Genomic DNA, 25,194 nt, shown 5'->3' with positions numbered 1-25,194 from the left:
CGGTGGGCGCGCTCACGCGGATCCTGGTCACGCGGCCGCAGCCGGATGCTGAGGCCACCGCCGCGCGGCTGGGGGCGGCGGGGCTCTCCGCGCTGGTCGATCCGCTGCTGATCGTCGAGCCGATCCGTGCGGCGGCACTTCCCGCCGGCCCGTTCGACGCGGTGGCGCTGACCAGCGTGAACGGGGCGCGGGCGCTGGCGGCCCGGCCCGAGCTTTCGGCCCTGACGCGGCTGCCGCTCTATGCGGTGGGCCGGCGCACCGCCGCCGTCGCTCCCGAGGGTTTCGCCGACCTCCATATCGCCGGCGGGGATGGCGCGGCGCTGGTGGCGCTGATCCGCACGAGCCTGCCGCGCGGGGCGCGGGTGCTGCATGTGGCGGGCGAGGACCGGGCGGTCGATCTCGGCGCGGCGCTGGCGGGCGACGGGATCGGCGTTGAACTTTTCGTCATCTACCGCGCCGTGCCGGCTCCCGCTCTGGCACCGGAAACCTGCGCGGCGCTGGTGGCGGGGCAGATCGACGCGGCCATTCATTTCTCCCCGCGCACGGCGGCGACGCTGGTGGCCTGCGCCCAAGCGGCGGACAGGGCCGGGGGGCTTGCGGCGGGCCTCTGCGCGGCGCTGGCGCGGGTCCAGCATCTGTGCTTTTCCGCCAATGTCGCGGCGCCTCTGGCGGGTGCGGGCTGGCCGACGCGCATCGCCGATTCCCCGACGGAAGAGGGCTTGTTCGCGCTGCTCGACCGGTAAACCATGGGGCTCTCCCGAGGTTGCGGGGAGGGCAGGTGCGGTCTATCCCGGGAACCGAGGGCGGGTCGGCGCTTTATGATCTCGGGGAGGTACGCACGTGGCGACGAAAGACTCCAAACACGAACCCACCGGATCGGCGACCGAGACCGATCATGAGGCGCTTGAGGCAGGTGCGCGCGGCAAATCGCGCCGCCGTCCGCCACCGACGCTCGATCTCGCGGCGACCGAAGTGCCGCCGCCGACCGGCGCCAAAGACACGCCGCCGAGCGAGGATGCCGCACCCGCCGAGGTGCCGGTGCTCGATGCCGATGGCGGCCCGCTGAAGGATACCGACACCGTGAACAACCCGGACAAGGCTGACGCCGAAGCGCCGTCTTCCGAGACCCCGCCGCCCGAGCCCGTCCACGCCGCCGAACTGCCGGGCACGCCAGCCGAGGCGCCCGTGCCGAAGCGGCAGATGGGTCTGGTGACCGGCCTCATTGCCGCGCTGGTCTCCGGCGTGATCGGCGCCGCCGTGGCGCTCGCCGTGGTCAATACCTTCTACAGCGCCGAGCAGAATGCCGACGCCATCACCCAGCTTGAAGCGCGCGCGCTCGATCTGCGCCAGCGCGTGGATGCCATGGAAAGCGCGGCGGGCGGCACCGCGCCGGCCGCGAATATCAACCTGCCGCAGGATCTGGCGACCCGGCTCGACGCGCTGGAATCCGGCCTCGCCGATGTCGGCGAGCGGGTGAACGGAATTGCCGACAACGCCGCGCCGGCGCCTGCCACATCGCCCGAGGAGTTTGCCGCGCTCGGCGGCCGTCTCGACGCGCTCCAGCAGAAGGTGGATGGCCTGCCCGCGCCGGCGCCATCGGTCGCGCCCGAGCAGCTGACGGCGCTGTCCGGCAAGGTCGATGCGCTGCAGCAGCAGGTCGCGGCCATTCCGGCCCCGCCACCGGCCGCCTCGCCGCAGGATCTCGCCACCGCCACCGCCCGCATCAGCGCGCTGGAACAGCGCCTCGCCACCGTCGCCCAGCAGCAGCAGGCGAGCGGGCAGGGCGCGGCGCAGCTTGTCGCACTCAGCGCGCTGCAAGTGGCGGTGAGCGGCGGCCAGCCCTTCACCACCGAACTGAAGGCGACGCGCGCTCTGCTCGGCGCCGGCGGAGAGGGGCTTGCCGCGCTGGAGCCGAAGGCCGCGAGCGGCTATGGCACCGGCCCGGCGCTGGCCGACCAGCTCAAGGCCGCGACCACCCCCGCGCCGTCCGCCGTGGCGGCGCCGGCCGATGCCGGCGTTCTCGACCGGCTGGTGGAGAGCGCCAAGGGGCTTGTCACCGTCCGCCGCAGCGACGACGCCCCGGTGGGCGCCGATGCCGAGGCGGTCGCGACCGCCCGCGCCCAGCTCCAGCGGAACGACTATGCCGGCGCGCTGGCGACGCTGAACGGCCTGCCGGCCGAGGGCAAATCCGCCGTCGCCCCGGTGATCGAGAGCCTTGAGCAGCGGCAGGCGGCGCTCGCCACCATTGGCGGGCTGAGCCATCATGTGCTCGCCAGCCTTGCGGGAGGAACCCAGTGATCCGCATCGTCGTCTATCTGCTGATCCTCGCCGCCATCGCCTTCGGCGTCGCCTGGCTCGCCGACCGCCCCGGCCAGATCGCTCTCGACTGGCAGGGCTGGCACATCGAGACCAGCGTGCTGGTCGCCGCCAGCGCGCTCTTGGCGGTGATCGCCGCCGCGATCCTGATCTGGACGCTGTTGCGCCTCATCCTGCGCTCGCCGGACATGATCGCCGGTTCCTGGCGCACCCGCCGGCGCAACAAGGGCTGGGCGGCGATCTCGCGCGGCCTGGTCGCCGTCGGCTCGGGCGACGTGATGGGCGCGCGCCGCGCCGCCAATGACGCCGAGCGGCTGATGGGCCATGAGCCGCTCGCCCGCCTGCTCGCGGCGCAGGCGGCGCAACTTTCCGGCGACGCGGCCGGCGCCGAGGCGGCGTTCCGCACCATGGCGGACGCGCCCGGCACCCGCCTGCTCGGCCTGCGCGGGCTGCATGTGGAAGCCCGCCGGCGTGGCGACGCCAATGCCGCGCTGATGGCGGCGGAAGAAGCCGCCCGGCACGAGCCGGGCCTTGCCTGGGCGGCGGATGCGGTGATCGAGGCGCGCTGCTTGAAGGGCGACTTCACCGGCGCGCTGGCCATGCTCGAGCGGGAAGCCGCCCATGGTGGGCTTGACCGCGCCGCCCATCGCCGCCGCCGGGCGGTGCTGCTCGCCGCGCAGGCGCAGGCGATCGAGCTCTCCGACCCCGCCATCGCCCGTGAGAAAGCCGTCGAGGCCGCACGCCTCGCCCCGACCCTGGTGCCCGCCGCTGACATTGCCGGCCGCCTGCTCGGCGCCGCCGGCGATACGCGCAAGGCCTCCAAGATCGTCGAGAACGCCTATGCGGCGACCCCGCATCCCGATCTCGCCGAGACCTATCTGCATCTTCGCCCGGGCGATGCCTCGCGCGAGCGGCTGAAGCGCATCCGCACGCTGACTGCCCGCGCGCCGGCGCACCCGGAGAGCGCCATGGTGCTCGCCCGCGCCGCCCTCGACGCGCTGGAGTTCGACGTCGCCCGCACCGCGCTGCTGCCGCTGCTCGGCAACCCGACGCAGCGTGTCTGCCTCTTGATGGCGGAGCTGGAAGCCGCCGAGCATGGCGATGTCGGCAAGGCCCGCGAATGGACAGCCCGCGCCGTGCGTGCGCAGCAGGACCCGGCCTGGGTGGCCGATGGCGTGGTGGCGGAAGCCTGGGGGCCGGTCTCGCCGGTCACCGGCCGGCTTGACGCTTTCGAGTGGAAACTGCCGCCCGGCCTTGCCACGACGCCGATGCTGGAGAACGAGGCCGAGCGGGTGAAGGCGGCGATCGCCGCCGCCATCGCCGCCCGCCCGGTGGCCGCGCCCGAGGCGCCGGTGGTCGATCTCGCTGGCGAGGATCCCACGCCGCTCGCCCCCGAGGTCGAGCCGCGCCCTGAGGTGATCGACCTCACGCCCGCGCCCGCCAAGGTGGAGAGCGCCAAGGTGGAGGGCAGCAAGGCCGAGGGTGTGAAGGCGGAAGCCGCCAAAGCCACGCCTAAGCCGGACATCAAGCTGGATGCGGCCCCGGTCGAGGCGGCGAAGCGCCCGGCCGGCGCGCCGGTGGTCGCCATGCCGCATCTGCCGGATGATCCCGGCCCCGGTCCGTTCCCCGACGAGCCCGCCGGCACCACGCGCCCACCTTACGGCGTGTGATTTCCCGATGAAGGCGCGCCCCGGTGGCGCGCCTTTTTCGTTCAGGCGGCGGCCCAGCGCGTCTCTCGGCGCGGAACCTTCAGCGCAAAGAAAAAGCGCGCCTCTCGGCGCGCAACCTTTGACGCAAAGAAAAAGCGCGCCTCTCGGCGCGCTTGCCGCTCCCTGCGGAGCGTCTCCCGTCCAAGACCCGGTCGCTGGTCAAGGCGACCGGAGGGACGAAAGGCGGTCGGAGTACATCCGTCCTGACCGCTTTCCTGCCGACGAGACGCTGACGAGGCGCCACCATGCCGACAGCCCTTTCCTGGCTGGGTGATCAGGAAATGGGGTGCCGTTCGGGGAATTCAAGGGGTGGCGCGGGAAGACGTGGATGCCCGGGTCAAGCCCGGGCATGACGGTGTATTGGCTGGGCTGTCGCGTTTGTCTCGTTTGCCGCGCCTGTCGTCATCCCGGACGGCCGGAGGCCGATCCGGGATCGCGTGCCGATGCTGCGCGCTCTATACCCGGCCAATCGCCGCGCCACGTGGCGCCGTCCAGCAACCGTCATCCCCGGGCTTGACCCGGGGATCCATGACGTCTGCCGGGCGCGCCGTTTGGGAAGACGTGGATGCCCGGGCCAAGCCCGGGCATGACGGTGTATTGGCTGGGCTGTCGCGTTTGTCTCGTTTGCCGCGCCTGTCGTCATCCCGGACGGCCGGAGGCCGATCCGGGATCGCGTGCCGAAACCGCGCGACGGACATGGTGGACGATCCCGGCTCTTCGCTTCGCGGAGCCTGCCCTTGGGCTTGTCGTAGGCAAGACCCGAGGGGCCGGGATGACGGCGTTTTGGGGGCGGGGAGGGACGCTCCGCGTCTTCGCCGGGATGACGGCGTTTGGGGGGGCGGCTCCCGCCCCGCCCGCTACTGCACGCGGCGGGTGGGGATGTGGGCGGGGGAGGGGCTGGCCTTGCCGGAGACCGGGCGGCCGGGGGCGGTGCCGATGCCCTTGCCGCCACCACCACCGCCCAAACCACCGGCGGGGCCGCGGCCGGGACCGCCCGCCGGCGCGCCGCCGGGCTTGGCGAGGTTGATCGGGGCGGTGGAGCGCGACTTGCGGGCGTCGCCGCGCGGCTTCTCGTCGAACAGCTCGGCAAGCTTTTCCGTCATTGCGCCGCCCAGCTCCTCGGCATCGACGATGGTGACGGCACGCTTGTAGTAGCGCGTCACATCGTGGCCGATGCCGATGGCGATCAGCTCGACCGGGGACTTGTCCTCGATCTGCTGGATCACCCAGCGCAGATGGCGTTCCAGATAATTGCCGGGGTTCACCGAGAGGGTGGAATCGTCCACCGGCGCACCGTCGGAGATCATCATCAGGATGCGGCGCTGCTCGCTGCGGGCGAGCAGGCGGTTATGCGCCCAATCGAGCGCCTCGCCGTCGATGTTCTCCTTGAGCAGCCCTTCGCGCATCATCAGGCCGAGATTGCGCCGGGCGCGGCGCCACGGGGCATCCGCCGCCTTGTAGATGATGTGCCGGAGATCGTTGAGGCGGCCGGGCGCACCCGGCTTGCCGGCGGAGAGCCACGCCTCGCGCGCCTGCCCGCCCTTCCACGCCTTGGTGGTGAAGCCGAGGATTTCCACCTTCACGCCGCAGCGCTCCAGCGTGCGCGCGAGAATGTCGGCGCAGGCGGCGGCAACGGTGATCGGGCGCCCGCGCATCGAGCCGGAATTGTCGAGCAGCAACGTGACGACGGTGTCGCGGAAATCCGTGTCGCGCTCGCGCTTGAAGGAGAGCGGCTGCATCGGGTCGGTGATGATGCGGTGCAGGCGCGCGGGGTCGAGCATGCCTTCTTCGAGATCGAACTCCCAGCCGCGATTCTGCTGCGCCATCAGCCGGCGCTGGAGGCGGTTGGCGAGGCGGGCGACGACGCCCTGCAAATGGGTGAGCTGCTTGTCGAGATAGGCGCGCAGCCGCGCCAGCTCCTCGGGGTCGCACAGCTCGTCCGCGTTCACCGTCTCGTCGAAGCGCGGGGTGAAGGGGTGATATTCCGGCGCGCGGGGCTCGCTCGGCACGGCCTGCTGCGGCTGCCAGGGCTCGGAGGCCTCGTCCGCCTCGCCGAGCTCGGCATCGTCGGAGAGCTCGGAGGTCGGCTGCTCCTGCTGCTCCTCGGATTCCTCCGGGTTCTGGTCGGAGGACAGGTCGCTGTCGACCTCCGTCGTGCCCTCGGAGTTCTCGTCCGGCTCGGCCTCGCTGCCCTTGCCATTATCCTCGTCGCGCCGGTCGTCGGCGTCGGTGGAGGGGTCGTTATTCTCGTCGAACGGGGCGATGTCCTCGCCCATGCCGAGCGAGGAGAGCAGGTCGCGCATCGCCTCGGCGAAGCGGCCCTGATTGTCGGCGGAGGTGGCGAGCTCGTCGAGCGCGCGCGCGCCATGCTCCTCGATGAAGCCGCGCCAGAGATTGACCATCTCGCGCGCCGCCGCCGGCGGGGCCATGCCGGTCATGCGCTCGCGCAGGATGAGCGAGAGCGCGTGTTCCAGCGGGGCGTCGGAGCGGTCGGAGAGGTTGGCGAAATTGGCCTTCTGGTAGCGGTCTTCCAGCATGGCCGAGAGGTTCAGCGCCACGCCGTCCATGCGGATGGCGCCGAGCGATTCGCAGCGGGTCTGCTCGGCGGCCTCGAAGGCGGCGCGGGCCTGCTGGCCCATGGGCACGAGGCGCTTGTGCACCTTCGGGTCGTGGCAGGCCATGCGCAGCGCCATGGAATCGGCGTGGCCGCGCATGATGGCGGCCTCCTGCTTGGAGAGCCGGCGCGAGGGCTCGGGCAGGCGCGCGCGGCCATCGGCGAAGCCCGGCTTGTCGGCGCCGAAGCTCACCTCGATCTCGCGGTCGCCGGCAATGGCGCGCAGGCAGCCCGTCACCGCGCGCTTCAGCGGCTCGGTCGGGGCTTCCTTGGGGGCCGGGCGGTTGGGGCGGTTCGAGGTGCTCATGGCGCGGGCCTTGTTGCTGGCATGATCTCCCGCAGGAGTGGCGGCCCGGTAACGGGACCGCAGGGTGCGGCCCTGTGTCGGGTCGCACCTTGGGTGCTGGATGTCCTCCCCGCGCAGGGAGGCGGCGTCAGGACATGACGACGTTGACGGCGGACTCGGCCAGTTCCTTGCCGAAGCAGCGCTGGTAGAACTCGGCCACCAGCGTGCGCTCGAGCTCGTCGCACTTGTTGAGGAAGGTCACGCGGAAGGAGAAGGCGAGATCCTGGAAGATCTCGGCATTCTCGGCCCAGGTGATGACCGTGCGGGGGCTCATCACGGTCGACAGGTCGCCATTGATGAAGGCCTGCCGGGTGAGATCGGCCAGGCGCACCATGCGCGCCACGGTGTCGCGGCCGCCCTCGGTCTGGAAGTACTTCGCCTTGGACAGGACGATGTCGACTTCCTTGTCATGCGCCAGATAGTTCAGCGTGGTGACGATGGACCAGCGGTCCATCTGCGCCTGGTTGATCTGCTGCGTGCCGTGATAGAGGCCGGTCGTGTCGCCGAGGCCGATCGTGTTGGCGGTCGAGAACAGGCGGAAGGCGCCGTGCGGGCGGATGACGCGGTTCTGGTCGAGCAGCGTCAGGCGGCCGGCGCTCTCCAGCACGCGCTGGATCACGAACATCACGTCCGGGCGGCCGGCGTCATACTCGTCGAACACCAGCGCGACATTGTTCTGGTAGGCCCAGGGCAGGATGCCGTCGCGGAACTCGGTGACCTGCAGACCGTCGCGGACCACGATGGCGTCCTTGCCGATCAGGTCGATGCGCGAGATGTGGCTGTCGAGGTTGACGCGCACGCAGGGCCAGTTCAGCCGCGCCGCCACCTGCTCGATGTGGCTCGACTTGCCGGTGCCGTGATAGCCGGTGACCATGACGCGGCGGTTATGCGCGAAGCCTGCGAGGATGGCGAGCGTGGTCGGGCGGTCGAACAGATAGTCGGGATCGACTTCCGGCACATAGGCGTCGGGTTCGGCATAGGCCGGCACGTCGAGATCGACATCGAGCCCGAACACCTGTCGGACCGAAACCTTCATGTCCGGCAGCGGGGCGGTTTGCGTGGGCGAGGCGGTCATTCTTCCTCCGTTGCCGCGCCGAAATGCACGCGGGCTTGTCTGGCAGGTGCGGCGCTTACGCGAAGCCCGCGTTCTTCAGATGATTATAGGCCTGGATCACGTCGCGCAGGCGGTCTTCGGTCGAAATATCGCCGCCATTGGCGTCCGGGTGGTATTTTTTCACCAGAACCTTGAAGCGCGCCTTGATCTCCTCCGGCGTGGCGGAAATCTCCATCCCCAGCGACTCGAAGGCGCGGCGCTCGACATTGCGCACCATGCGGCTCTCGCGCGCCGGGGCGGGGTCGGGCCGCTCGGTGCCGCCCATCTCGCCGAACACGCCGAACGGGTCGGCGAAGCCCTCGGGCGCGTGGCGGCGGGCGGTCTCGGCGGTCTTGCCGGCGCCGCGCATGCCCATCTTCCAGGTCGGACGATGGCCGGTCAGCGCGTCCTTCTGGTAGGCGGTGACGGCATCGTCCGGCATGCCGGCGAAATAATTGTAGGACTGGTTGTACGCCCGCACATGGTCGAAGCAGTAGTTCCAGAACTGCCCCTCGCTGTGCCGCCCCTTTGGCGCGCGGTGCGTCGCAGGCTTGTCGCAGCCCGCCCACTCGCATTGCGGGCACTCCGCCTTGAGACGGCGGTCCCGGTCGGGCTTCACGCGGATGCGGTCGAAGAAGGGAGAGTCGAGCTTCATGATCCGTCGATTATGCGGCTGGCTGGCCAGGTATACAAGAAACCACCTGTTCGTCACCGTCCTCGGTGGCGATATTGACGCCCCGTGTGTCCGGAGCTAGCGCAACGTCCATGACAACCCCTGCCTCCCCAAGCCTTCCCACCGTCGATGCCGTCGCCGCGGCGCTGGCCCGCGTGCGCGCCGCCCTCGCCGAGCTCTCCCCGAGCGTGCTGGAGCTCGAGGATGAAAGCCACCGCCATGAGGGCCATGGCGGCCACCGTCCCGGCCAGCTCACGCATCTACGTGTGCGGATCGTCGCGGAGGCGTTTTCCGGACAGAACAGGCTCGCCCGTCACCGGATCGTGAACGGCTTGCTGGCGGATGAGCTGTCGCGCGGCCTGCACGCCCTCGCCATCGAGGCGAAGGCGCCGGGCGAGTAGCGGACGCGCTCTTGGTTCCTCGCCCGGAAGTTCCTCGCCTATATGGGCGCGCGGGCGTGAAATTGAAGAGCCGGTGGCCGCTCAGGCCGCCCGCGGCAGCGGGGTGACGCGCAACAGGGTGATGCGGTTGCGCTGCTTGCGCATCACCTGGAAGCGGAAGCCGTGGAACAGGAAGGTCTGGCCCGGCTCGGGGATGATGCGCGCCTCGTGGATGACGAGCCCGGCGATGGTGGTGGCTTCCTCGTCCGGCAGATCCCAGCCCATGGCGCGGTTGACGTCGCGGATCGGCACCGAACCCTCGACGCTGACCGAGCCGTCCGGGTTGCGGCGGGCGCCGGTGAAGGCGCGGTCATGCTCGTCGGTGATGTCGCCGACGATCTCCTCGAGAATGTCCTCCAGCGTCACCAGCCCCATCACCTCGCCATACTCGTCGACGACGAGGGCAAAGTGCTGCTTGCGCCGGCGGAAGGCCTTGAGCTGGTCGGCGAGCGAGGTGACATCCGGCACGAACCAGGGCTCGCGGGCGATCTTCTCCACCGAGAGGCGGGTGACATCGTTGCCGAGCGCCTGAAGCTCGCGCAGCAGATCCTTCGCGTGCAGCACGCCGACGATGTTGTCCGGCCGCTCGCGCCATAGCGGCAGGCGGGTGAAGGGCGAGGCGAGGGCCTCGCGCACGATCTTCTCCGGCGGCTCGTCGGCGTTGAGGCTCGCCATCTTGGTGCGGTGGACCATGATGTCGGAGACTTCCAGCTCGCTGAGGTCGAGCAGGCCGCCGAGCATGTCGCGCTCGTCCTTCACCACGCTGCCCTCGCGGTGCAAGAGATCGACCGCGCCGCGCAGTTCCTCGGAGGCGGAAAGCACGCTGGTGGTGGCCCCGAGGGACACGCCGACGGCGCGCAGCAGCGCCCGCACGAAGGCCTCGATGGCGAGGGTGAGCGGGCCGAACAGGCCGACGATGATCTGGATCGGCCGCGCCACCCGCAGCGACACCTGATCGGGGTGGTTGATGGCGATGGTCTTGGGCAGCACCTCGGAAAAGATGACCACCACCACCGTCATGCCGATCGTCGCATAGGCGATGCCGGCGGTGCCGAACCAGGCGAGCAGGATGCCGGTGGCCAGCGAGGAGGCGCCGATATTGACGAGGTTGTTGCCGAGCAGGATGCCGCCGATGAGCCGCTCGCGTTGGCTCATCATGCGGTTGACCAGCGCGGCGCGTGTATCGCCGTTCTTCTCCAGCGCGTGCATGCGCGCCTTGGAGGAGGCGGTCAGCGCCGTTTCGCTGCCGGAAAAGAAGAAGGACAAGAGCAGGCAGGCGACGACGGCGCCGAGGGCGATCCAGTCATAAGCGGTCATGGCCGATGTTTACCCGGCCCGGCGCTCATCCTCAAGGAAGGCCCGCACATCCGCCCCGTCCACGTCGCGGGCGATGAAGCTCTGGCCGATGCCGCGGGCGAGGATGAAGGTGAGCGCGCCGCGCGAGACCTTCTTGTCCTGGCCGATGAGGGTCAGCAGGCCGTCGGTGTCCGGCAGCTCGCCGGGAATGTCCTTGATGCGCGTCGGCAGGCCGACGGTCTTGAGATGGGCTTCCACGCGCTGGGCATCGGCCGGCGCGCACAGCCCCTGCCGGGCGGAAAAGCGGAAGGCCTGCGCCATGCCGATGGCAACGGCTTCGCCGTGCAGCAGGCGCTGCGAGAAACCGGCGCCGGCTTCCAGCGCATGGCCGAAGGTGTGGCCGAGATTGAGGAGGGCGCGATCCCCGGTCTCCTTCTCGTCGCGGGCGACGACGGCAGCCTTGGAGGCGCAGCTCGTGGCGATGGCCTCGATGCGCGCGGCCCCGCCCCGGAACACGTCCTGCCATTTGCGCTCCAGCCAGGCGAAGAAGGGCGCGTTGTCGATGAGGCCGTATTTCGCCACTTCCGCATAGCCCGAGCGGAATTCGCGCAGGGGCAGCGTGTCCAGCACATCCGCATCGGCCAGCACGAGGATGGGCTGGTGGAAGGCGCCGACGAGGTTCTTGCCGTGGCGCGAATTGATGCCGGTCTTGCCGCCGACGGAGGAATCGACCTGCGCCAGCAGGCTGGTCGGCACCTGCACGAAATCGACGCCGCGCCGCAGCGCCGCCGCCGCAAAGCCGGCGAGATCGCCGACCACGCCGCCGCCCAGCGCAAGAACCAGATCACGCCGCTCGATGCGGGCGGCGAGCAGGGCGTCCACCACCTCTTCGAACACGGCGTAGCATTTCGACTTCTCGCCCGGCTCGATGACGATGGGCGTGGGGGTGAGGCCGGCGGCGATGAGCGAGGCCTCGACCGCCGGCAGATGCCGTTCGGCGACGTTGCGGTCGGTGACGATGCCGATTCGGGCGCCGGGACGCAGCGCGGCGATGCGCGCGCCCGCCTGAGCCAGCAGGCCGGGGCCGATGACGATGTCATAGCTGCGCTCGCCAAGCCCGACGCCGAGCCGGGTGATGTCGGAGGTCAGCGTCGCGGCCTCGGTCAAGTCGGCTCTCCTGTGGATGGCGCGGGCAGATGGCCCAGCAGCGCGTCGATGACTTCCTCGACCATGACGTCCTGCGGCACGTCCTGCGACACCACCGTGACCGCCGCCTCGGCATAGACCGGGTAGCGCAGGTCGATGAGCCGGGCGAGCGTGCCGGCGGGATCCTCGGTCTTGAGCAGCGGGCGGTCGTCGCGCCGGCGCACGCGGCGCAGCAGCAGGTCGAGTTCCGCCTTGAGCCAGACCGAGACGCCCAGCCGGGCGATGGCCTCGCGGGTTTCCGCATTCATGAAGGCGCCGCCGCCGGTGGCGAGCACCATGGGCCCGGTCTCCAGCAGCCGCGCGATGACCTTCTTCTCGCCGTCGCGAAAGGCGGGCTCGCCGTGATGGGCGAAGATTTCCGGGATCGTCTTGCCGGCCGCCTGCTCGATCTCGGTATCGGCATCGGCGAAAGGCAGCGACAGCCGGCGCGCCAGGCGCTTGCCGACGGAGGACTTGCCGGCCCCCATCATGCCGACCAGAACGATGGAGCGCGTCCCCAGCCGGTCCCGCAGCTCTATTGCCTTGCTCTCGTCCGTTTCGACCGTCATCGCCGTGCCATTTCCCAAGCGCGACCTATCATCGGGCGGCACGGGACGCAATGAGATGCACCGCCTTGATGCACCGCCTCTGCCGCTCGCCTTCCCGCCGTTCCTTAAAGGCCCGGAAACACCTTAGGATCGAGATTACGGAAAATCCCGACCGAATCACCGGCCCGCCCGCCGCACGGAAGCTGACATGCCGAGCCTTATCCGCCTTCTCGTCATCCTCGGTGTCATCGCGGGCATCGGCTATGGCGCGATGTGGGCGCTGGCCAATCTCGTCGAGCCGACGCCGCGCGAGATGAGCGTCAACGTGCCGCTCGACCGGAAGACGCCGTGAGCGCGGGCGCTCGCCGTCCGGCGGCGCTGTTTCTCGACATGATCGCCGCCGAGCGCGGCGCCAGCGCCAACACGCTCGCCGCCTATGGCCGCGACATCGAGGATTACGAGGAATTTCTCGCCACCGAGGGCGTGGGGCCGCTGGAGGCCGACACACCCGCCATCCGCGCCTATCTCGCCGAACTCTCGGCCCGCGGCCTCGCGGCGGCGAGCATCGCCCGCCGGCTCTCGGCGCTGCGCCAGTATCACCGCTTCCTCTATGTGGAGAATCACCGCGGCGACGACCCCTCCGCCGTGCTGGAGGGTCCGCGCCGCACAAGGCCGCTGCCCAAGGTGCTGAGCCAGGAGGATGTCACGGCGCTCATCGACACCGCCCATGCCCGCGCCGGCGAGGCCGGGCTGAGCGTGGGCGAGGCGGCGCGGCGGGCGCGGGTCGCCTGTTTCGTCGAGCTGCTCTACGCCACGGGCCTGCGCGTCTCCGAACTCGCCGCGCTCCCGGCCTCCGCCGCCAGCGCCAAGGGTGACGCCATCATCGTACGCGGCAAGGGCAACAAGGAGCGGCTGGTCCCGCTCGGCGAGGCGGCCAAGGTGGCGATGCGCGCCTATCGCGAGGCGCAGGCGCGGGCCATGAGCGCCAAGCCGGCCGAGAAGGCCCCCCGCACCGGCAAGGCCGGGGAGGGCGGGCGCTGGCTGTTTCCGTCCGCTGCGGCAAGCGGCCACATCACCCGCCAGCAAGTGGCGCTCGATCTGAAGGATCTCGCCGTGGCGGCGGGGCTCGACCCGGCCACCCTGTCCCCGCATGTGCTGCGCCACGCCTTCGCCAGCCATCTTCTGGCCCATGGCGCGGAGCTGCGCATCGTGCAGACGCTGCTCGGCCATACCGACATCTCGACCACGCAGATCTACACCCATGTGCTCGACGAGCGGCTCAAGAGCCTGGTGCGCGACCTCCATCCGTTTGGGGATACCGGCGGCGACTGAGCGCTCAATTCACCGCAAAGCGAGGCTTGCCTTGACGTCGCCACCCTCTCGGGGCAGCTTCCGCGCCACCTTAAAGGGCCCCACGTCCGCGGGGCTGTTCTCCTGAAGCCGGATTCACCGACAAGCAATGCGCAGCTACCTCGATTTTGAGAAGCCCGTGGCCGAGCTCGAGGCCAAGCTCGAAGAACTGCGGGCGGTCGCCGCGCAGGGTGACGCGGTCGCCATTGGCGACGACATCAGCCGGTTGCAGGGCAAGGCGCAGGACGCGCTGGTGCAGCTCTATGCCAACCTCACGCCCTGGCAGAAGGCGCAGGTGGCGCGCCACCCGATGCGCCCGCATTTCAGCGACTACGCCACCACGCTGTTCGAGGAATTCGACCCGCTGGCCGGCGACCGCAAATTCGGCGACGACCAGGCGATCATCGGCGGCTTCGCGCGCTTTCGCGGCCGGCCGGTCTGCCTGATCGGGCAGGAAAAGGGCTCGACCACCGAGACCCGCATCAAGCACAATTTCGGCATGGCGCGGCCCGAGGGCTACCGCAAGGCGGCGCGGCTGATGGAGCTGGCCGACCGTTTCTCGCTGCCCGTGGTCTCGCTGGTCGACACCGCCGGCGCCTTCCCCGGCCTCGACGCCGAGGAGCGCGGCCAGGCCGAGGCGATCGCCCGCTCGACCGATGCGTGCCTGTCGCTCGGCGTACCGAATGTCGCCGTCATCATCGGCGAGGGCGGCTCGGGCGGGGCCATCGCCATCGCCACCGCCAACCGCGTGCTGATGCTCGAGCATTCGATCTACTCCGTCATCTCGCCGGAGGGCGCGGCCTCGATCCTGTGGCGCGACACCGCCAAGGCGCAGGAAGCGGCGATGAACATGAAGATCACCGCGCAGGATCTCGCGCGCTTCCACATCATCGACGGCATCATTCCCGAGCCGCCGGGCGGCGCGCATCGCGACCCGCTGGCGGCGATGAACGCCACGGGCGATGCCATCGAATCGGCGCTGACCGGGCTCGACGGGCTCGACGCCCCGGCGCTGCGCAAGGCGCGGCGCGAAAAATTCCTCGCCATCGGCCGCACGCTGTGAGAGCCGCCCCGCGCCGCTTGGTGGCGGGGGCGGGCTTGCGGTAAACTCGCGTCGGGGCTAACGCTTTGCATCGGTTCCGCGTGGGACCGGGGAGTATCGGGATTGAGCCTTTCGGCGTTTTCTCGGCAGACGATGGCGGGCGCGCGTCGCACGTCGTCGCAGACAGGGCCATTGCGTGCGTGGCCGGCGCGCCTGCGCCTCACGCTCATGGCGGGCTGCGCCGCCCTCGCGCTTGCCGCCTGCACGGGCGATGACGGCCCCGGCCCGCTCTCCAAGTCGATGACGCTGTCGCCGAAGACGCTGGCCCTGATGCAGGAAAAGCAGATGGCGCCGACGAGCCCCGTCGTCGTGCGCATCTACAAGGAAGAATCCGAGCTGGAGGTCTGGAAGGAGACCACCAGCGGCGAGTACGCGCTGCTCAAGACCTACCCGATCTGCCGCTGGTCCGGCGAATTGGGGCCGAAGGTCAAGGAGGGCGACCGCCAGGCGCCGGAGGGGTTCTACACGATCACCCCCGGCCAGATGAACCCGAACTCGCAATACTATCTCGCCTTCGACCTCGGCTTTCCCAACGCCTATGACAAGGCGCTCGGCCGCTACGGCTCGAACCTGATGGTGCATGGCGACTGCTCGTCGCGCGGCTGCTACGCCATGACCGATGAGCAGATCCAGGAACTGTTCGTCCTCGGGCGCGAGAGCTTCAAGGGCGGGCAGCGTTCTTTCCAGGTGCAGGCCTATCCGTTCCGCATGACGGCGGACAACATGGTCCGTCACCGCAACAACCCGAACCTCGCCTTCTGGAAGATGCTGAAGGAAGGCAGCGACACGTTCGAGCTGACCAAGGCGCCGCCCAAGGTCGATTATTGCGGCAAGAAATACGTCTTCAACGCCACGCCCACCGACCCGACGCAGAAGTTCCAGGCGGCGCTGCCCTGCCCGGACTACACGCTGCCGGAAGGGCTGGGCGAGGAGATCGCCGCCCGCCAGCAGGAAGTCGCCACCAAGATCGCCAGCGCCGACGCCTCCGTTCCCGTCGCCCCGGTCAAGACCGGCAAGGATGGCGGGATGCACAAGGTGTTCCTCGCCAAGCTGCAGAATCCGGAGCTGAAGGCGCCCGGTTCGCTGCCGCCCGTGGTGAAGCCGCCGGGCAGCACCGAAGGCGTCGCCACCAATGAGCCCGCGCCGGAGGAGACGGTCGCGCTTGCGCAGGCCGATGTGGTTCCGACGCTCGCCAATGTGCCGCTCCCCGCGCCGCGCCCGGCCGACGCGCCCGCCGCCACCGCCGTGGCCGCCAGCGAGGCGCCGAGCCTTTTCGGTGCCCGCACCCCGGCCGCGACCGCGCCGGGCACCCAGGTCGCCGCGCTCGACGGCGGCGGTGGCTTCCTCGACAGCGTGAAGAGCCTGTTCGGCGGTTCCGCCGCCGCGCCGGCCGCGCCATCCGCTCCTGCCTCCAGCGCCGCACCGGCACCGAGCGCGACGGCTCCCGCGCCCGCCACCCCGGCTCCCGTGGCTCCGGCCGCTGCCGCTGCCACGGTGCCGGCTGCTGCGGCGACGTCGGCGCCGGCGTCGTCCGGCTTCTCGCTCACCAGCCTGTTCAGCGGCCTCTCGCTCTCGAAGCCCGAACCGGCGCCGGCGGCGACGGAGGCCCCGGCCGATGTGCCGATGCCGCCCGTCCGGCCACCCGTGCCGCAGGCGAGCGCGCGGCCTGCCGCGGCCCCGGCGGCGCATAATGCCGCCCGTCCGGCCGCGACGCCGGTGGCCGCTCCCGCCGCTGCGACCGCCGCTCCCGCTGCCCCAAGCTACGCCACCGTGCCGACGCCGGCCGCGGCTTCGGAAACCCCGGTGCTGCGCCCCTCCGTCGCCGCCTCGGACAGCACGGGCGCGGCGCTGCCCGGCGCGACCATCCTCACCCCCGGCAGCTTCTCCTCGAGCGCCCAGTAGCGGTTTTTCATCGGCGAACGCCGTGAAACGTCATCCCGGACGGCCGCAGGCCGATCCGGGATCGCGTGCCGGTCAGGGCGTGCGGGCGAGGGCGTGCGGGGCGCGATCCCGGCTCTGCGCTACGCTTCGGCCGGGATGACGGCGTGCGTCGGGGCCCGCTTCAGCGGTTTATGCGATCGCGGTGGCGTGGATGCTGGCGATGCGCCAGTGGCCTCCCTCGCGTCGCCAGACGCGGGTGAAGCGCAAAGCGGCGGCGAAGGGCGCGCCGGCGGCGCTGCCCTCGGCCTCGACCCGCAGCCAGACGAGCACCGCGTCCGGGCCGAGGGGCGACAAGCGGTAGTCGGAGAATTCCAGCCGCGTGAGCTTCAGCGTGCCGGTGCGGTGCAGGTCGAGATCCTGCTGCTTGGTCAGGAGCCGGCCTGCGCTGTCGATGAAGACGAGGTCGTCGGCCAGCAGCGCGTCGAGGGCGGCTACGTCGCCGGCGAGCGCGGCGTCGCGCAGGCGCGCTTCGGCGGCCGCGACCTCGCTTCTGTCCCTGTCGGGAAGCGAGGCCGCGTCCACCGGCATCAGATGAACTTGCCGTGGCAGTGCTTGTACTTCAGGCCCGAGCCGCAGGGGCAGGGCTCGTTGCGCCCGACGCGGCCCCAGGTGGCGGGGTCGTTCGGGTCACGCGGCTGGCCGTTCTCGTCGACCGAGGGGGCGAGCGTCGCCTGCGCGGCGAACTCCGCGTCGGCGATGGCGAACTCGTCCTCGCCGGTGGCGGCGTCGATGTGGTGCGCGGCCATCGGCGGCAGGTCGTCCGCCGGCGGCTGGGTCATGATCTCCACCCGCATCATCTGGGCGGTGACGGCCTCGCGCAGATTGGCGAGCATGGCCTCGAAGAGCTGGAACGCTTCGGACTTGTACTCGTTCAGCGGGTCGCGCTGGGCGTAGCCGCGCAGGCCGACCACCTGACGCAGATGGTCGAGCGTGACGAGGTGCTCGCGCCAGAGGTGATCGAGCGTCTGGAGAAGGATCGACTTCTCGACATAGCGCATGATCTCCGGGCCATATTTGGCGGCCTTGGCGGCGATGGCCTCGTCGGCGCGGCGCTGGATGCGCTCGCGCATCTCCTCATCAGCGATGCCTTCCTCGGCGGCCCATTCCTTGACCGGCAGCTCGAGGCCAAGCACGCCGCGCAGCGCCTCGGCGAGCCCGTCGGTGTTCCACTGCTCGGGATAGGCGTTCGGCGGCACGAATTTGGTGACGAGATCGTCGATGACGCCGTGGCGCATCTCCGCGACCGTCTCGGCCACGTCCTCGTCATGCATCAGCTCGATGCGCTGCTCGAAGACGACCTTGCGCTGGTCGTTCATCACGTCGTCGTATTTCAGCAGGTTCTTGCGGATGTCGTAGTTGCGCGCCTCGACCTTCTGCTGCGCCTTTTCCAGCGCGCGGTTGATCCAGGGATGGACGATCGCCTCGCCCTCCTTGAGGCCGAGCTTCTGCAGCATGCCGTCGAGCCGGTCCGACCCGAAGATGCGCATCAGGTCGTCTTCCAGCGACAGGAAGAAATGCGAATGGCCGGGGTCGCCCTGGCGGCCGGAGCGGCCGCGCAGCTGGTTGTCGATGCGCCGGCTCTCATGGCGCTCGGTGCCGATGACGTAGAGGCCGCCGGCCTCCAGCGCCTTCTTCTTCAGCCGGGCGATCTCGTCGCGGATGCGCTGCTCGGCCGCCACGCGCTCCTCGCCCTCGGGCAGATGCGGCAGCTCGTGCTGGATGCGCATCTCGGCGTTGCCGCCGAGCTGGATGTCGGTGCCGCGGCCGGCCATGTTGGTGGCGATGGTGATGGCACCGGGCACGCCGGCCTGCGCGACGATGTAGGATTCCTGCTCGTGGTGGCGGGCGTTCAGCACCGCGAACACCTTGTCGTCCGCCGTGCCCTGGTCGCCGTCATAGAGCGGGCGGAAGGCGTCGGGGTCGGAGAAGTCCTTCTGCTTGAAGCCGCGCTTCTTCAGCAGCTCGGCCAGCAGTTCCGACTTCTCGATCGAGGTCGTGCCGACCAGCACCGGCTGGCCGCGCGTCTTGCACTCGGTGATGAGGTCGATGATGGCGTTGTATTTCTCGGTGGCGGTCCGGTAGACCTCGTCGTCATCGTCGACGCGCTGCACCGGCAGGTTGGTCGGGATCTCGACCACTTCGAGATTGTAGATGTCCTGGAACTCGGCCGCTTCGGTGTTCGCCGTACCGGTCATGCCGGCCAGCTTCTCATACATGCGGAAATAGTTCTGGAACGTGATGGAGGCGAGCGTCTGGTTCTCGGGCTGAACCTGAACGCGCTCCTTGGCTTCCAGCGCCTGATGGAGGCCTTCCGAATAGCGGCGGCCCGGCATCATGCGGCCGGTGAACTCGTCGATGATGACGACTTCATTGTTGCGGACGATGTAGTCCTTGTCCCGCTGGAACAGCGTGTGGGCCCGCAGCGCCTGATTGACGTGATGGACGACCGAGACGTTCTCGATGTCGTAGAGGCTCTCGCCCTTGAGCAGGCCGGCCTCGCGCAGCAGGGTCTCCATCTTCTCCATGCCGGCTTCGGTCATGGCGACGGAGCGCTGCTTCTCGTCGACCTCGTAATCCTCCTTCGACAGCTTGGGAATGTAGGTGTCGATGGTGTTGTAGAAATCCGAGCGGTCGTCGAGCGGGCCGGAGATGATGAGCGGGGTACGCGCCTCGTCGATCAGGATGGAGTCGACCTCGTCGACCACGGCGAAGAAGTGCGGGCGCTGCACCATCTGGTTCAGCTCGTACTTCATGTTGTCGCGCAGATAGTCGAAGCCGAGCTCGTTATTGGTCGCGTAGGTCACGTCGCAGGCATAGGCCGCGCGGCGCTCATTATCGTCCATGCCGTGATGGATGATTCCGACGGTGAGCCCGAGGAAGCGGTAGACGCGGCCCATCCACTCCGCGTCGCGCTTGGCGAGGTAGTCGTTCACGGTGACGACGTGGACGCCCTTGCCGGTCAGCGCGTTGAGATAGACCGGCCCGGTCGCCACCAGCGTCTTGCCTTCGCCGGTGCGCATCTCGGCGATGCCGCGCTCATGCAGCACCATGCCGCCGATGAGCTGTACGTCGAAATGCCGCTGCCCGAGAGCGCGCTTGGCCGCCTCGCGCACCGTGGCGAAGGCGGGGATGAGCAGATCGTCGAGGCTCGCGCCATTGGCGAGCTGTTCGCGGAAGGTAACGGTGCGCGCGCGCAGCTCGTCATCCGTGAGCGCGATCAGCTCCGGTTCGAGCGCATTGATGGCGGCGACCTTCGGCCGGTAGCCGCGCACGCGGCGGTCATTGGCCGATCCGAAGAGCTTTCGCGCGAGAGCGCCGAACATGAGGCATCCAATCCGTGTCCCGCCAGGGGCCGATACCGGATCGCGGCGGTGACGGGCCACCGGATCCTGTGCGCACGTCCCGCGCGAGCGCAAGGGCCGGATCTCATCGAGACCCCATTTGCGGCTGAAATGGGTCCGGAGGTTCTGGCCGCTGCGACACCCATGCGGGGCGTCCCGTCACATAAATGCGAGCGCCGGGGAGGCCCCGCGACGCCTGCCACACTTATGAACGGGTTTGGGGGTTGTCAATCGCGTGCCGGACGACAGCTCTTGTCCTGCGACGCTGTTCACCTTGCGTGAGGCACGTCGCGGGCTGTGCCGCCGCCCGGCTGCGTGCCGGGTCCGTCCGGCCGTGACCATCCTACCGGCTTGCAACCCGGCGCCGACTGGGCCAGCTTTCGCCGCCCATGCGGACAACCGCCATTTGAGGAACGCTCCATGACTCGCCATCGCCCGCACGCCGTGCTCCAGGCGACCTTCCGTCCCGCCGCCGGTCTCGTGCGCGCCGGACTTCTCGCCGCGCTCGTCGGCGTTGCCGCGCTTCCGGCGCTCCCGGCCCTGGCGCAGACGGCCCCCGCCGCTCCGGCCACCGCGGCGGCCACCACGGGCGACAACCCGGTGCTCGCCATCGTCAACGGCACGGAAATCCGTCGCAGCGACCTGACCGCCGCCGCCGAGGAACTGGGCCCGAATCTGCCGCAGCAGATCCAGGGCGCGGCACGCGATGAATATGTGCTCGGCTTCCTCATCGACCTGACCGCCATGGCGCAGGCCGCTGAGGCCGACAAGCTCGCCGACACCCCGGCTTTCAAGCAGCAGTACGAGTTCATCCGCAAGCGCCTGCTCATGCAGGCCCTGCTGGAGAAGGCCACCAAGGCCGCGCTGACCGACGCCGCTTTCCAGCAGACCTATGAGGACGCGGTGAAGCAGCAGAAGCCGGAAGAGGAAGTGCACGCCCGCCATATCCTGTTCCGCGCCGACCCGAACGACCCCAAGGCGCAGGCCGAGGCCGAGAAGAAGGCCAAGGACGTCGAGGCCCAGCTCAAGAAGGGTGCCGACTTCGCCAAACTGGCGAGCGAACTGACCGAGGATCCCTCGGGCAAGGAAGATGGCGGCGATCTCGGCTTCTTCACCAAGGAGCAGATGGTACCGGAATTCGCCGAAGTGGCGTTCAGCCTGAAGCCGGGCGAAGTGTCCCAGCCGGTGAAGACCCAGTTCGGCTGGCACGTCATCAAGGTCGACGAGAAGCGCACCAAGCCGGTGCCGACCCTCGCCGAGGTGAAGCCGCAGATCGAGCAGTTCCTCGCCCAGAAGGCGCAGGCCGAGACCGTGCAGAAGATCCGCGAGGCCGCCAAGGTGGAAAAGACCGCCGCCGCGCCGAAGCCCGCCGATCTCGTCACCCCGCCCGCCGGCGGCGCCGCCCCGGCCGCGCCCGCCGCCCCGGCGCAGTGACCCTTCGGTCCTGACAACGACCAAGGCCCCGGCCCGCAAGGACCGGGGCCTTGCTTTGTGGCCCGCCCCGATGCGCTCCCGTCTTGCGGATGTCGCGCTTCTCGGGCACAGGGTCTTGCCTGTTTCCCGCCCCGTTAGCGCTTCTTGCCGAGTCCCCGCCATGGCCCACGACGCCCCCGTCTCGCCGCTTGCCCCGAAGACCACGCCGAAAGTCGGCCCGGTCGCCGGCGTGCGCTTTGCCACCGCCGCCGCGGGCATCCGCTACAAGGGCCGCACCGATGTGCTGCTGCTGGCGTTGGACGAGGGGACGACGGTGGCCGGCGTGTTCACCAAGTCGAAATGCCCTTCGGCCCCGGTGGAATGGTGCCGGGCGAATCTGCCCAAGGGCACGGCGCGCGCGCTGGTGGTGAATTCCGGCAACGCCAATGCCTTCACCGGCCAGAAGGGCCGCGAGGCGACGGCGCTGACGGCGAAGATCGCCGCCAAGGCGCTGGGCTGCGCCGAGGACGAGATTTACCTCGCCTCGACCGGCGTGATTGGCGAGCCGCTGGATGCCACCAAATATGAGGGCGTGCTGGACGAGACCGCCACGCGCCTCGCGCCGCTGCCCTGGATCGACCCGGCCAAGGCGATCATGACCACCGACACGTTCCCGAAGCTCGCCACCGCGACGGTGAAGATCGACGGCGTTCCGGTGACCATCGCCGGCATTGCCAAGGGCGCCGGCATGATCGCGCCGGACATGGCGACCATGCTGTCCTTCGTCTTCACCGACGCGCCGATCGCCGCGCCGGCCCTGCAGGCGCTGCTCTCCAAGGGCGTGACCGACAGCTTCAACGCCGTGACCATCGACGGCGACACCTCGACCTCCGACACGCTGCTCCTGTTCGCCACCGGCGCGGCGGGCAAGAACGGTGCGCCCACCATCACCGACGCGAAGGATCCGCGCCTCTCCCGCTTCCGCCGCGCGCTGCAGGGCGTGCTCGCCGATCTTGCCGAGCAGGTGGCGCGCGATGGCGAGGGCGCGCGCAAGCTGGTGCGCATCACCGTCTCCGGCGCGACCTCGAAGAAGTCGGCGCGGCGCATCGCCATGTCGATCGCCAATTCCCCGCTGGTGAAGACCGCCGTGGCCGGCGAGGACGCCAATTGGGGCCGCATCGTCATGGCGGTCGGCAAGGCGGGCGAGCCGGCCGAGCGCGACCGCCTCTCCATCTCCTTCGGCGGCATCCGTGTCGCCCATGAGGGCGCGCGCGACCCGGCCTATGACGAGGCCGAGGTCTCCGCCTACATGAAGAACGACGTGATCGACATCGGCGTCGATATCGGCCTCGGGCGTGGCACGGACCGGGTGATGACCTGCGATCTCACCAAGGAATATGTCGCCATCAACGGCGATTACCGCTCCTGAGCGGGAAGGAACCCGGTCATGAAGCTCGTTCTGGTCGCCGCTGTCGCGCTGGTCGATGAAGATGGCCGGGTGCTTCTGAGCGAGCGCCCCGCGGGCAAGCAGCTCGCCGGCCTGTGGGAGTTTCCCGGTGGCAAGGTGGAGCCCGGCGAGCGGCCGGAGGAATGCCTGATCCGCGAACTTGCCGAGGAACTGGGCATCACGGTGAAGGAGCCGTGCCTCGCCCCGCTGACTTTCGCCAGCCATACCTATGAGAGCTTCCAGCTCCTCATGCCGCTCTGGGTCTGCCGGCGCTGGGAGGGCACGCCTGAAGGCCGCGAGGGCCAGCGCCTCGCCTGGGTGAAGCCGGGCAAGCTGCGCGACTACCCCATGCCGCCCGCCGACGAGCCGCTGATCCCGGTGCTGCTCGACCTGCTCGGGCCGGGGCGCTAGGCCGAGCGGGGAGCGCCGGGAGGCTTCGCCGCCGCCCGCGACCCGCGCCACCTTTCACCGGCGAAACCCAAGTTGTTTTGCCGGGCCGCGCGATCTCGCAGATGGAGGGTGCCCCGCGATAGCCGGAGAGTGCCCATGACCACGCCGATCACGACGCCCATACCCGACGCCACCGATACCCGTACCCACATGCAGAGAATGCTGGCGGGTGATCTCTACCACGCGGCGGACCCGGAGATTCAGGCGGCGCAGGAGGCCAGCTTCCGCTGGATGGCGCGCTATAATGGCGCGCTCGGCGCCCCGCAGGCCGCGCGCGACGCGCTGTTGGCCGAGCGGCTCGGCGCGGTCGGCGCCGGCGCGGTCATCCGCCCGCCTTTCCATTGCGATTACGGCTTCAACATCTTCCTCGGTGAGGGGGTGTTCCTTAATTTCAACTGCGTGATCCTCGACGTGGTGCGCGTCACCATCGGCGCGAAGACGCAGATCGGGCCGGCCGTGCAGATTCTCACCGCCGACCATCCGCGCGACCCGGCGACCCGCGCGACGGGCCTCGAATTCGGCCGCCCGGTCAGCATTGGCGCCAATGTGTGGATCGGCGCGGGCGCCATCCTGCTGCCGGGCGTCACGGTGGGCGACGACGCGCTGATCGGCGCCGGCGCGGTGGTGACGCGTGACGTGCCGGCGGGCGCCACCGTGCTCGGCAATCCCGCGCGGGCACGCTGAGGGTCGCGCCTTCGGGCGGAACTCGCGCCGATCCCATCCGTTGCTCCTGACATCATCAGGGAGGACGCGAGAATGATCGACCCGAACGGCATCGACCCGCCCGTCACGCCCGACCCCAACGGGCCGGACATTCCCCCGCCGCCCGGCAGCCCGGAGCGTCCGCCGACGCCGGTGGAAGCGCCCGACATGCCCGACACCGGGCCGGATATTCCTCCGCCCGGCCCCGACGTGCCGGAGATCGCCCCCGGCGATACCCCGCCGGAAATCGCCCCGGACCTGCCGCCCATCGGCGATCCGCCGACGCGGATGTGAGGGGCGGGCGCCTATTGCGCGCCCGGCAGCTTGCCTTCGGGTACTTTCAGCGCCTCGGCGAGCCGCATCTTGGCGGAGCCGGGGCGCAATGGTTTCTGCTGGCTCTCATGCGGGGCCCAGCCGGACACCCAGGCAATCTCGAAGGTGGCGCGTAGCCGACCGTCGGGGTCCGCGAATCGTTCGGCATAGACCTCGAACAGCCGCGTCAGCGTCTTGCGGGTGAGCGGGGTGCGGCGACGATCGGTCAGCGGGTTGGCGGCGCCCATGCGGCGCAGATCGTAGAGCAGCGCCAGCGGGTTGCCATAGCGCACCACCACCCGGTCGACATCGGTCACCGGCAGGGCGAGGCCCGCGCGCTGGATCAGGCCGCCAATGTCGCGCAGATCGGCGAAGGGGGCGACGCGCGGCGAGATGCCGCCCAGCGTGTCGCTCTCGGCGATGGCGAAGGCCTCGCGCAGCTCCATCAGCGTGCCCGCGCCGAACAGGCAGGCGAGCAGCAGCCCGTCCGGGCGCAGCGCCCGGCGGATCTGCGCGAGCACACCGGGCAGATCGTTCACCGTCTGCAGGGCGAGGGCGGAGACCACGAGATCGAGCGAGGCCGGGGCGAAGGGCAGCATTTCCGGGTCGATCACCGCGTCGACATCCACGCGCTCGGCCGGGCCGAAACTGTGCAGCCGGCCGACCATGCCGGAGCCGGCGAGCTGGCGCGCCAGAGCCGGGCCGGGCGTGCCGAGATCGGCGGCGACCGCGAAGTGGCGCTTTACCGCGCCGAGCCGGTCCACCAGATCCTCCGTCACCCGGTCGAGCAGGAAGGTTTCCGGCCCGAGGGCGAGCGCCCGGCGGCGGCGGGCGGCGAGCGTGGACGGATCGAAGACGGCGATGGGACCGGACATGGACGTGCTCCTCGCGGCCAGCCATAGAGCCCGGCCGGCGC

General features: G+C 70.0%; 22 protein-coding genes. 13 read left to right on the top strand and 9 right to left on the bottom strand.

What is annotated here, in order from left to right:
• The first annotated feature begins 2 nt into the window (after window positions 1–2).
• The 3 genes from AncyloWKF20_RS11870 (at window position 3) to AncyloWKF20_RS11860 (ending at window position 3,986) form a co-directional block, all read left to right on the top strand.
• The gene (locus tag AncyloWKF20_RS11870) at window positions 3–743 is read left to right on the top strand and encodes a uroporphyrinogen-III synthase (protein WP_279314271.1); all 741 of its coding nucleotides are present in this window, start codon (window positions 3–5) and stop codon (window positions 741–743) included.
• Between the two features lie 97 nt (window positions 744–840).
• A complete protein-coding gene (locus AncyloWKF20_RS11865; protein WP_279314270.1) occupies window positions 841–2,298 on the top strand; it encodes a hypothetical protein in 1,458 nt (485 codons plus the stop codon).
• Window positions 2,295–3,986: a heme biosynthesis HemY N-terminal domain-containing protein gene (locus AncyloWKF20_RS11860; RefSeq protein ID WP_279314269.1), complete on the top strand. Its 1,692-nt coding sequence runs from the start codon at window positions 2,295–2,297 to the stop codon at window positions 3,984–3,986. The genes AncyloWKF20_RS11865 and AncyloWKF20_RS11860 overlap by 4 nt, the downstream gene beginning before the upstream one ends.
• A gap of 896 nt (window positions 3,987–4,882) precedes the next feature.
• Here AncyloWKF20_RS11860 and cobT read toward each other — a convergent pair.
• The 3 genes from cobT to AncyloWKF20_RS11845 form a co-directional block, all read right to left on the bottom strand.
• Window positions 4,883–6,946 (bottom strand): cobaltochelatase subunit CobT, encoded by a 2,064-nt coding sequence (gene cobT / locus AncyloWKF20_RS11855; RefSeq protein WP_279314268.1) that lies wholly within the window; start codon window positions 6,944–6,946, stop codon window positions 4,883–4,885.
• Between the two features lie 127 nt (window positions 6,947–7,073).
• Window positions 7,074–8,060, bottom strand: a complete 987-nt coding sequence (cobS, locus tag AncyloWKF20_RS11850; protein ID WP_267585228.1) for a cobaltochelatase subunit CobS — start codon at window positions 8,058–8,060, stop codon at window positions 7,074–7,076.
• A 55-nt stretch (window positions 8,061–8,115) separates the two neighbouring features.
• Complete coding sequence (locus AncyloWKF20_RS11845; protein WP_267585229.1) at window positions 8,116–8,733, bottom strand: J domain-containing protein; 618 nt, start codon at window positions 8,731–8,733, stop codon at window positions 8,116–8,118.
• Between the two features lie 110 nt (window positions 8,734–8,843).
• Between AncyloWKF20_RS11845 and AncyloWKF20_RS11840 the strand changes: the two genes are divergently transcribed.
• Entirely contained in the window at window positions 8,844–9,152 is a 309-nt protein-coding gene (locus AncyloWKF20_RS11840) for a BolA family transcriptional regulator (RefSeq protein ID WP_279314267.1), read from the top strand.
• An 81-nt stretch (window positions 9,153–9,233) separates the two neighbouring features.
• Here the strand turns inward: AncyloWKF20_RS11840 and AncyloWKF20_RS11835 are convergent, their stop codons facing one another.
• The 3 genes from AncyloWKF20_RS11835 to AncyloWKF20_RS11825 are packed head-to-tail and all read right to left on the bottom strand — an operon-like array spanning window position 9,234 to window position 12,241.
• Window positions 9,234–10,508 carry an HlyC/CorC family transporter gene (locus AncyloWKF20_RS11835; protein ID WP_279314266.1) on the bottom strand — a complete coding sequence of 425 codons (1,275 nt, stop codon included), beginning with the start codon at window positions 10,506–10,508 and terminating at the stop codon, window positions 9,234–9,236.
• Window positions 10,509–10,517: 9 nt separating this feature from the next.
• Window positions 10,518–11,654 (bottom strand): 3-dehydroquinate synthase, encoded by a 1,137-nt coding sequence (gene aroB, locus AncyloWKF20_RS11830; protein ID WP_279314265.1) that lies wholly within the window; start codon window positions 11,652–11,654, stop codon window positions 10,518–10,520.
• Entirely contained in the window at window positions 11,651–12,241 is a 591-nt protein-coding gene (locus AncyloWKF20_RS11825) for a shikimate kinase (RefSeq protein WP_267585233.1), read from the bottom strand. The genes aroB and AncyloWKF20_RS11825 overlap by 4 nt, the downstream gene beginning before the upstream one ends.
• A 187-nt stretch (window positions 12,242–12,428) precedes the next feature.
• On the opposite strand from AncyloWKF20_RS11825, the gene AncyloWKF20_RS11820 reads away from it, so the two are divergent.
• From AncyloWKF20_RS11820 to AncyloWKF20_RS11805, 4 genes are all read left to right on the top strand, one after another.
• Window positions 12,429–12,572, top strand: a complete 144-nt coding sequence (locus AncyloWKF20_RS11820; RefSeq protein WP_279314264.1) for a hypothetical protein — start codon at window positions 12,429–12,431, stop codon at window positions 12,570–12,572.
• A complete protein-coding gene (locus AncyloWKF20_RS11815; RefSeq protein ID WP_279314263.1) occupies window positions 12,569–13,552 on the top strand; it encodes a site-specific tyrosine recombinase XerD in 984 nt (327 codons plus the stop codon). Before AncyloWKF20_RS11820 ends, AncyloWKF20_RS11815 begins: the two co-directional genes overlap by 4 nt.
• Before the next feature lie 127 nt (window positions 13,553–13,679).
• The gene (locus AncyloWKF20_RS11810; RefSeq protein WP_279314262.1) at window positions 13,680–14,633 is read left to right on the top strand and encodes an acetyl-CoA carboxylase carboxyltransferase subunit alpha; all 954 of its coding nucleotides are present in this window, start codon (window positions 13,680–13,682) and stop codon (window positions 14,631–14,633) included.
• Between the two features lie 171 nt (window positions 14,634–14,804).
• Window positions 14,805–16,574, top strand: coding sequence for a murein L,D-transpeptidase (locus AncyloWKF20_RS11805; RefSeq protein WP_279314261.1), 1,770 nt, complete (start codon window positions 14,805–14,807; stop codon window positions 16,572–16,574).
• Window positions 16,575–16,742: 168 nt separating this feature from the next.
• Here the strand turns inward: AncyloWKF20_RS11805 and AncyloWKF20_RS11800 are convergent, their stop codons facing one another.
• Both AncyloWKF20_RS11800 and secA read right to left on the bottom strand, forming a co-directional pair.
• Entirely contained in the window at window positions 16,743–17,141 is a 399-nt protein-coding gene (locus AncyloWKF20_RS11800; RefSeq protein WP_279314260.1) for a nuclear transport factor 2 family protein, read from the bottom strand.
• Window positions 17,141–19,936 carry a preprotein translocase subunit SecA gene (secA, locus tag AncyloWKF20_RS11795; protein WP_279314259.1) on the bottom strand — a complete coding sequence of 932 codons (2,796 nt, stop codon included), beginning with the start codon at window positions 19,934–19,936 and terminating at the stop codon, window positions 17,141–17,143. The genes AncyloWKF20_RS11800 and secA overlap by 1 nt, the downstream gene beginning before the upstream one ends.
• Before the next feature lie 438 nt (window positions 19,937–20,374).
• Between secA and AncyloWKF20_RS11790 the strand changes: the two genes are divergently transcribed.
• From AncyloWKF20_RS11790 to AncyloWKF20_RS11770, 5 genes are all read left to right on the top strand, one after another.
• The gene (locus tag AncyloWKF20_RS11790; RefSeq protein ID WP_279314258.1) at window positions 20,375–21,388 is read left to right on the top strand and encodes a peptidylprolyl isomerase; all 1,014 of its coding nucleotides are present in this window, start codon (window positions 20,375–20,377) and stop codon (window positions 21,386–21,388) included.
• A gap of 160 nt (window positions 21,389–21,548) precedes the next feature.
• Window positions 21,549–22,796 carry a bifunctional glutamate N-acetyltransferase/amino-acid acetyltransferase ArgJ gene (gene argJ, locus AncyloWKF20_RS11785; protein ID WP_279314257.1) on the top strand — a complete coding sequence of 416 codons (1,248 nt, stop codon included), beginning with the start codon at window positions 21,549–21,551 and terminating at the stop codon, window positions 22,794–22,796.
• 18 nt (window positions 22,797–22,814) lie between these two features.
• A complete protein-coding gene (gene mutT, locus AncyloWKF20_RS11780) occupies window positions 22,815–23,225 on the top strand; it encodes an 8-oxo-dGTP diphosphatase MutT (RefSeq protein WP_279314256.1) in 411 nt (136 codons plus the stop codon).
• Window positions 23,226–23,360: 135 nt separating this feature from the next.
• Window positions 23,361–23,948: a sugar O-acetyltransferase gene (locus AncyloWKF20_RS11775; RefSeq protein ID WP_279314255.1), complete on the top strand. Its 588-nt coding sequence runs from the start codon at window positions 23,361–23,363 to the stop codon at window positions 23,946–23,948.
• A 72-nt stretch (window positions 23,949–24,020) separates the two neighbouring features.
• Window positions 24,021–24,260 (top strand): hypothetical protein, encoded by a 240-nt coding sequence (locus AncyloWKF20_RS11770; protein ID WP_267585245.1) that lies wholly within the window; start codon window positions 24,021–24,023, stop codon window positions 24,258–24,260.
• 11 nt (window positions 24,261–24,271) lie between these two features.
• On the opposite strand, the gene AncyloWKF20_RS11765 is transcribed toward AncyloWKF20_RS11770, so the two are convergent.
• On the bottom strand, window positions 24,272–25,153 hold the full coding sequence (locus AncyloWKF20_RS11765) for a methyltransferase domain-containing protein (protein WP_279314254.1): 882 nt from the start codon (window positions 25,151–25,153) through the stop codon (window positions 24,272–24,274).
• Window positions 25,154–25,194 lie beyond the last annotated feature (41 nt).

It is taken from the genome of Ancylobacter sp. WKF20 (assembly GCF_029760895.1).
Classification (GTDB): domain Bacteria; phylum Pseudomonadota; class Alphaproteobacteria; order Rhizobiales; family Xanthobacteraceae; genus Ancylobacter.
The sequence above is the reverse complement of the archived record's forward strand: the minus strand, read 5'-3'. Positions and strand labels throughout refer to the sequence as shown.